Source organism: Acidithiobacillus concretivorus (assembly GCF_018853445.1).
GTDB classification, from domain to species: Bacteria; Pseudomonadota; Gammaproteobacteria; order Acidithiobacillales; family Acidithiobacillaceae; genus Acidithiobacillus; species Acidithiobacillus concretivorus.
The window spans coordinates 1-7382 of record NZ_JABELD010000130.1 but is presented as its reverse complement, the minus strand read 5'-3'; the positions used below and the strand labels follow the sequence as shown (position 1 = coordinate 7382).

8 protein-coding genes and 1 pseudogene are annotated in these 7382 nt (G+C 53.5%); 3 read left to right on the top strand and 6 right to left on the bottom strand.

From position 1 onward, the window contains the following. From pyk to HJG40_RS13650, 3 genes are all read left to right on the top strand, one after another. On the top strand, nucleotides 1-928 hold a 928-nt coding region (gene pyk / locus HJG40_RS13660), incomplete at its 5' end, for a pyruvate kinase (protein ID WP_215864706.1). Nucleotides 929-942: 14 nt separating this feature from the next. After that, on the top strand, nucleotides 943-2238 hold the full coding sequence (eno, locus tag HJG40_RS13655) for a phosphopyruvate hydratase (protein WP_215864705.1): 1296 nt from the start codon (nucleotides 943-945) through the stop codon (nucleotides 2236-2238). A 28-nt stretch (nucleotides 2239-2266) separates the two neighbouring features. After that, nucleotides 2267-4576, top strand: a complete 2310-nt coding sequence (locus HJG40_RS13650) for a plasma-membrane proton-efflux P-type ATPase (protein WP_215864704.1) — start codon at nucleotides 2267-2269, stop codon at nucleotides 4574-4576. Between the two features lie 61 nt (nucleotides 4577-4637). Here HJG40_RS13650 and HJG40_RS13645 read toward each other — a convergent pair. The 6 genes and pseudogenes from HJG40_RS13645 to HJG40_RS13620 form a co-directional block, all read right to left on the bottom strand. Then, nucleotides 4638-4760 (bottom strand): annotated as a pseudogene (locus HJG40_RS13645) (IS1595 family transposase); the annotation flags it as partial. A gap of 11 nt (nucleotides 4761-4771) precedes the next feature. Beyond that, nucleotides 4772-5173 (bottom strand): type II toxin-antitoxin system VapC family toxin, encoded by a 402-nt coding sequence (locus HJG40_RS13640; protein WP_226857466.1) that lies wholly within the window; start codon nucleotides 5171-5173, stop codon nucleotides 4772-4774. Between the two features lie 8 nt (nucleotides 5174-5181). After that, on the bottom strand, nucleotides 5182-5424 hold the full coding sequence (locus HJG40_RS13635) for an antitoxin (RefSeq protein ID WP_215864702.1): 243 nt from the start codon (nucleotides 5422-5424) through the stop codon (nucleotides 5182-5184). A gap of 153 nt (nucleotides 5425-5577) precedes the next feature. Continuing rightward, entirely contained in the window at nucleotides 5578-5964 is a 387-nt protein-coding gene (locus tag HJG40_RS13630) for a hypothetical protein (RefSeq protein WP_215864701.1), read from the bottom strand. 370 nt (nucleotides 5965-6334) lie between these two features. After that, nucleotides 6335-6646 (bottom strand): Mpo1-like protein, encoded by a 312-nt coding sequence (locus HJG40_RS13625; protein ID WP_065974794.1) that lies wholly within the window; start codon nucleotides 6644-6646, stop codon nucleotides 6335-6337. A gap of 165 nt (nucleotides 6647-6811) precedes the next feature. Further along, nucleotides 6812-7382: globin family protein (locus HJG40_RS13620; RefSeq protein ID WP_215864700.1), on the bottom strand; the 571-nt coding region annotated here is incomplete at its 5' end.

Genomic DNA, 7382 nt, shown 5'->3' with positions numbered 1-7382 from the left:
GGGGGGGGCGCTCACCGCTGCCGATCGGAAATTACTGGCATTTGCCCTGGAGGCCGGGGTCGATGGTCTGAGTGTTTCTTTTGTGGAAAGCGCCGAAGACCTGCACGCCGCCCGCCGTGAAGCCAATGCACTGGGATTTCATCCCTTTCTGGTTGCCAAAATCGAAAGAGCGCGGGCCTGGAAACATATTGATGCCATTATCGACGCGACCGATGCCATCATGGTGGCACGCGGGGATCTGGGCGTGGAAGTGCCTATCGAAGAAATTGCCATTATCCAGAAACGCCTGATCCGTAAGGCGCGTGCCGCTGGTAAACCCGTTATCACCGCCACGCAGATGCTGGAGTCCATGGTACACAACCGCCGGCCAACCCGTGCGGAAGTGACTGACGTGGCCAATGCCATTCTCGATGGTACGGATTGCATTATGCTCTCGGAAGAGTCGGCCATGGGCGATTTTCCGGTAGAAGCCGTAAAAATGCTGGCGGAAATTGCGCGCGTTACCGAAAAAAACCGGGCGGAACTCAACCCCCTGAGTGCTAAGGATCTGCAGGATAAGCCCAGCGTGGAATCTCTTATTGCCAGTAATGTCCAGCACAGTGCCGAACGGCTGAATCCTTTATTTGTGGTAACCCCTACAGAAACAGGAACAACGGCCGCACGCATTGCACGGTTTCGTCTTGAACCCTGGATTCTGGCCATGAGTCCCCATGCGTCAACCTGTCAACGCCTCTGTTTGCACTATGGGGTTTATCCTATAGAAATGCCCAGTCCTGAAAGTGGCTGGGAAGAGGCGGCACGTCGCTGGCTACTCAACAACGGCATTGAAAAAGGCTTGATTTTACTGACACAAGGACCCAGCAAGGGTCACCCGGGTGGGACTAACCGCCTGGAAATCATTCATCTGGATGTTTCTGCCACGCAATAACAGGAGAGTGTTTTATGGATAGCTTGATTGAAGACATTATCGCCCGCGAAATTCTGGATTCTCGCGGCAACCCTACGGTAGAAGTGGAAGTGTATCTCAGCAATGGGCAACACGCCCGCGCCGCCGTACCCTCGGGGGCTTCCACTGGTAGTAAGGAGGCAGTGGAACTCCGTGATGGCGACACGCATCGTTTTGGTGGCAAAGGCGTCCGTCAGGTCATTCAGAACATTGAAGAAATCATTGCGCCCGACTTGCAGGATCTGGATGTGCGCGACCAAAAAGCCATTGACGAAACCATGATCGGTCTGGATGGCAGCGATAATAAAGGTAAGCTCGGTGCCAATGCGATTCTGGGCGTTTCCATGGCTTGCGCCCGTGCTGCCGCTGATTATTGTGACCTGCCGCTTTATGCCTACCTGGGCGGACCCGGTGCTACCCGTCTGCCCGTGCCCTGCTTTAATGTGTTGAATGGTGGAGTCCATGCGCACTGGCAGGGGGCCGATTTTCAGGAATGTATGCTGGTTCCCTATGGGGCTGACAGCTTCCGCGAATCACTGCGCTGGGGTGCGGAAATCTACCATGCCCTGCAGGCTTTACTTCTCGAAAAACATCTTTCTGTCGGCGTCGGTGATGAAGGCGGTTTTGCCCCCGCCGTAGATTCCAATCATGAATCCTATGATCTGCTGGTCGAGGCTATTCGCCGTGCCGGATTTGAACCCGGAAAAGATTGCGGCATTGCCATTGACCCGGCTTCTTCGGAATTCTTTAAAGACGGAAAATACCAGCTACGCACGGAAAACCGGGCCCTGAGCAGTGCGGAAATGGTCGATTATTATGCGGAAATCGTCCGTAATTATCCGGTAGTTTTGCTGGAAGATGGTTTGGCAGAAGATGACTGGGAAAGCTGGAAACTACTCAATGAAAAACTGGGCAGCAGCATCGAACTGGTCGGTGATGATATCTTCTGTACCAATCCAAAAATCATTGCTCAGGCCATTGAAGACAATATTGCCAATTCAACGCTCATCAAGCTCAACCAGATTGGCACCGTCACCGAAACCATCGCCGCCACCCGGCTGGCCCAGTTTCATGGCTGGGGGGCTTTTGTCTCGCATCGCTCCGGCGAAACCACCGATGATTTCATTGCCGATCTGACCGTGGCCCTGGACACCGGTCACCTGAAGTCCGGCGCTCCGGCCCGGGGTGAGCGGGTGGCCAAATACAACCAGCTACTGAGGATTGAAGAAGAACTGGGCACAGCCGCCAGCTTTGCCGGTAAAAAAGCCTTTGTGCGGCCCGTGCGCGGATAAAGGCGTTGACACGCAAGGAACAGCAGCCATGAGCCTTGAATCCGGTGCTTCCATTCACGCCAGTAATGGGCTCAGCAGTAGTGAGGCGCAAAAACGCCTCACACAATACGGACCCAATGCCGTCGTTGAAGAAGCCCCCAAAACCTGGCTGTTGTTCCTTCACAAATTCTGGGCACCTGTCCCTTGGATGCTGGAAGCCACCTTTGTTTTGGAGGTGCTGCTCGCCAAGTGGCCAGAAGCCATCATCATCGGATTACTGTTACTTTTTAACGGGATACTGGGCTTCAGCCAGGAACGCAAAGCTCAAAACGCCCTGGCCCTGCTCCGTGAGCGACTACGTATTCAGGCCCGTGTATGCCGGGATGGCAATTGGCAAACCCTGGCGGCCGCCGAACTGGTTCCGGGCGATCTGGTCCATGTGCGCGTGGGAGATATTGTTCCCGCCGATCTACGTCTTACGGATGGCAATGTCCTGGTCGATCAATCCGCCCTGACCGGGGAATCCATGCCGGTGGATTGTACGGCAGACAGCACCCTGTATTCCGCCTCCATCGTGAAACGCGGGGAGGCCAGTGGCGAAGTCACCGCTACCGGGGCTAAAAGCTATTTCGGCAAAACTGCCGAACTGGTCCGTGGCGCGGGTGCCAAAAGCCATCTGGAAGAGTTGGTTCTTAGTATTGTGCGCTATCTGGTCGCCATGGACGTTTTGCTGGTGCTCGCCATTCTCGCCTATGCCATGGTACAGCACATTCCCCTCGCCAACATTTTACCCTTTGCCTTGATTTTGCTGGTCGCCTCCGTACCTGTAGCCCTGCCAGCCACCTTCACCCTCGCCACCGCCATTGCTTCCTTGCATCTGGTCCATCGCGGCGTGCTGGTAACCCGCCTCGCCGCCGTGGAGGAGGCGGCGGCCATGAACGATTTGTGCAGTGATAAAACCGGCACCCTTACCCAGAATTGTCTCAGCCTCAGTCAGCTTCAGCCCTGGCCGGATATTGGCGAAGAAGAACTGCTGCGCATGGCAGCACTGGCCAGTGACAGCTCTACCCAGGATCCCATTGATTTAGCCATTCTCCAGGAAAGTAGCAAAAGGCAAATCAGTACGCCAACCCGTGCGCAGTTCGTCCCTTTTGATCCTGCCAGCAAACGCTCTGAAGCCACTTTTACCCAGAATGGCCATCTGTGGCGCGCCATGAAGGGGAGCCCGCAAATCATCGCCAAGCTCTGCAAGGATGCAGACTGGGAAAGTCGTACTGCACAATTGGCCGCCAGCGGCGCACGGGTACTGGCTATCGCTGCAGGACTGGATGGCCAGCCTCGCTTTTTGGGTTTATTGGCCTTGTCAGACCCGATCCGCCCTGATGCTAAGGATGTGGTGCAACAACTCCAGAAACTGGGCGTTCATGTTCGGATGGTGACGGGAGACAGCGTTCAGACCGCGCAAAGCGTCGCCAGCACTCTGGGGATTGACGGTCAGGTCTGCGAACGGGGGCAAATCACAGAAGATTGTGGGGTTTATGCCGGGGTATTCCCTGCCGATAAGTTCCATCTGGTCCAGGGGTTGCAAAAAAAGGGCCGGATTGTCGGCATGACCGGCGATGGGGTGAATGACGCCCCCGCACTCAAGCAGGCGGAAATGGGGGTGGCGGTGGAAAGTGCCACCGATGTGGCCAAGGCCGCTGCCAGCATCGTACTGACCACCCCCGGACTGCAAGGAGTACTGGAGGCGGTCATCACCGGCCGTCGCGTCTATCAGCGTATGCTTACCTATACCCTGAACAAGATTGTCAAAGTCTTTCAGGTGGCTCTGTTTCTGAGTCTCGGATTTTTACTCTTTCGCAGCTTTGTGGTCACTCCCCTGCTGGTCCTGTTGCTGCTCTTTGCCAACGATTTTGTAACCATGTCCCTGGCAGAAGATAACGTCCGTCCCTCCCCCCAACCGGATCGCTGGGCAATCCGGACCCTGGTCTTCTCCTCCCTCGCTGTCGCCATCGCCTGGCTCGTCTATATATTTGCGGTCTATGCTGTGGGCCGTAGCCTCCATTTGCCTACTCCCTCAGTCCAAACCCTGGATTTTCTCGGCCTGGTATTCTCAGGATTGGCCAATGTGTTTCTGGTCCGCGAGCGCGGTCACCTCTGGGCATCCAGGCCCGGAACATTCCTCAGCGTCGCCAGTCTGGTAGATATTCTAATTGTCAGTATTCTGGCCATTATGGGTTGGTTGATGGCCCCTATTCCCTGGATTTTTGTACTTTGTCTGCTGGGTGCGACTGTTGTCTATACGCTATTGCTGGACCAGATCAAGGTTCCGTTGTTGACACGGCTGACCCATCCTTAACACTTTAATCTTCCTATCGAGGTGTATTTTTGAAATGGCTATCTCCTTAGTTCCACAATATTCATTCCCCAGCCTTATTAATAATTTTGTCGCAAGTCACTGGACTCGTCGCCACGGCCCGTTGTAGCAGCCGATAGAACAACAGGCCCCGAGACCGTGCTGTGCGGCGGTTGAATCGGAAGACTATGCTGCGTTTCACGCGCCTTTGGTCCAGTCATCAACTGCGAGTGCTCCATCCAGAACGAGGGTGAACGCCTTGTCGTGGGTGATGAGCGTCGCTTTGGCAGCAACGGCATGGGCGGCAATCAGCATGTCGAGCGCTCCCAAGGTGATACCCGCCGACGCGCAGGAGGCCCGCAAGTCACCGTAGACCGTGGCGGCGTGTTCATCCCACGGCAATACCTCTACGCGTAGCAAAAACTCGCGGATGACATTGGCAAGAGCAGCAGGCTGGCCTTTCCTGGCAAGTCCGTAAAGCAGTTCCGCTTGTGTGATGACGGAGATGAAGATGCTGTCGATGGGCAACACGACGAGTCGCTCGCGGACCTCCGGTGGGTGCCCTTTGATGACGTAACTAGCCATGTTCGTATCCAGCATGTAGCGGGTCAAAACAGACCTCTCTCTTCATCTGGCCGGTCTTCACGATCCACCATAAAATCCGCCGGCATCTTGGTGCGGTTGGCAAGTTCAAAAAACTCTTGCCAGGAAGCGGGCTTCGGCGACAGCACAACGTCGCCGGTCTGGGGGTCGCGGCGAATGAATACTTCGGCCCCCTGGAAACGAAATTCCCTCGGAAGCCGGACGGCCTGACTTCGCCCGGTGATGAACAGCTTGGCAGTGTTGGACATGACGAGACTCCTTCTGAGGCCTGTCATTAAATGTATACCTACGCTTGATACATATCAATGATACATGCTTCGCTCGATACAACGCGTTTAATTGGGGTATACATCAAGCGGACAGGGGTGCTGTCAGTTGCAGTTAACCGTTACAACCCCATGTTACGTCAGGCTTGAATCTTCGACGTTTCCGCTTTGTGTATGCGGCAACTGAAGTTTCACCTTGGCGGTTTTTTGGTTGAGGGTGTCGTCGAGGGCCAGGATCAAGCGCCCATCGACCAACGGGGACGGGATCAGATTCCAGGCAATCGGCCAGAGGCGATCCCAGGCCAGTTGGGTGGAGGCCATGAAGAGGTAGAAGCGGCGGGCGTTCACCTTCAGGCCAAAGAGGGTCTGCAGGGAGCGCAGTAGATTGCTGCTCATTGAGGAGGTGAAGGGCGCCATGATAGCCAACAGGATGAAGGGGAACCATTGAGCCCGTTCGCGCCCCAGCCGCGAATCCGAAAATGCCGATTGGAAAGGGGTGAGCAAATCGCGTAGCATAGACATCGAACAGGGCCTCTTGCATTTTATAATCAGTGAGTTAATGAGCATTCATTATATCACGGAAGGCGGCTCTGTTCACCTTTATCTAGCTGATTTGCAATAAATAAAACAAAAAAACAGGGTAACCAAAAAGCGCATAAATAAGTATATTTAATCAATAAATCATAATATTTAATGGCCGACTTTCTTTGTTAACCACACCGGTTTTCCTCGCGGAAAAACGGTGAAACTTCAGAATAAATAACTAGATAATATATCCTGTGATGTTTGAAAGCCGGGACATTGGATTCGCATGTCGATATCGTCCTGGGTTCGCGTCCGAAAACTGCTCTTTGAGATGTCCCGTTTGGATCGGACACGACAGATACGCGTATTACAGATCCCGCTTACGGGTAATGATTTCCCACCACAGCCACCAATCGCCCATTAAACTGAACAAAGGATATCTGAAAGTAGCAGGTTTGTTGTGCTCGAAAAAAAAATGGCCTATCCAGGCGAGCAGATAACCTTGTAATACTGCGACCAGCAACCACCACCATATCCCCGAACCGATAGCTGCGACAAAGAGCACAAGGGCGATGCTTGTACCCGCAAAATGCAATCGTCTTGAAATGCTATTTTTATGTTCGCTGAGATAAAATGGGTAAAATTCCCTGAAGGTCCTGTAACGCTGCAATGTGTTCATGCCTCGGCCTATGAAAAAACATTGAAATCTTTACCGAATTCTTTACTGTTATACTACAACCAGAGGAAAACGGTAAAGACTGTTATGTTGATCTCGTCTTGGCTGAACCATCTTGACGCTGATCACTGCTGAAAACGGACCAATCACCAGCATTGTAGGCAATGCTTAGCCTTTCAGTAACCGCTTCCATAACGGTTTTTTGTTCGCCATTTCGAATTGCTCCGCTGCCGCAATCATCACGTCGGACAACAAGGTATAAGCTTCAATCCAGGCTTGCTTCACCGGTTGGGTAAAGTCCTCAGCCAGTCCCTGTTCCAGAGCATAAATCAAGGCTTCGCCGACATAGGTGTAATGCTCACTTTGCACGCCGTAATCCACATGACTACGCGCCAGATTCTGCGCTGCAGGAACGATGTCATCCAAGTTCTTTAATCCATTGACGACGGTATGAATCATGGCCATGAGTTTGCGACCCTGTTCAACCATATCCCCCTTGAACATGGGTTTGACCTGAGGTGCGATTTCGAATAGCCGGGCATAAAACAACTCGGCGGCCTGATCCGAGATGGGTTTGACTTTGCTGAAGCTGGATTGTACGAGATTAATTTGTTCGTAAGCGTCTAAGCAACCCACCTTCCCAAACTTTCTGACCTGACCGATCCTGCCCCGCATACAGCGAGAAGGGGTGGGTATGACGAAGGAAGAGAAGGCCACATATTGGCGGCAGCAAGTAGAC

What these genes read in the sequence shown, in the direction of transcription:
- eno (WP_215864705.1), top strand. Translation starts at nt 943, where the DNA reads ATGGATAGCTTGATTGAAGACATTATCGCCCGCGAAATTCTGGATTCT.
- HJG40_RS13650 (WP_215864704.1), top strand. Translation starts at nt 2,267, where the DNA reads ATGAGCCTTGAATCCGGTGCTTCCATTCACGCCAGTAATGGGCTCAGC.
- HJG40_RS13640 (WP_226857466.1), bottom strand. Translation starts at nt 5,173, where the DNA reads ATGCTGGATACGAACATGGCTAGTTACGTCATCAAAGGGCACCCACCG.
- HJG40_RS13635 (WP_215864702.1), bottom strand. Translation starts at nt 5,424, where the DNA reads ATGTCCAACACTGCCAAGCTGTTCATCACCGGGCGAAGTCAGGCCGTC.
- HJG40_RS13630 (WP_215864701.1), bottom strand. Translation starts at nt 5,964, where the DNA reads ATGTCTATGCTACGCGATTTGCTCACCCCTTTCCAATCGGCATTTTCG.
- HJG40_RS13625 (WP_065974794.1), bottom strand. Translation starts at nt 6,646, where the DNA reads ATGAACACATTGCAGCGTTACAGGACCTTCAGGGAATTTTACCCATTT.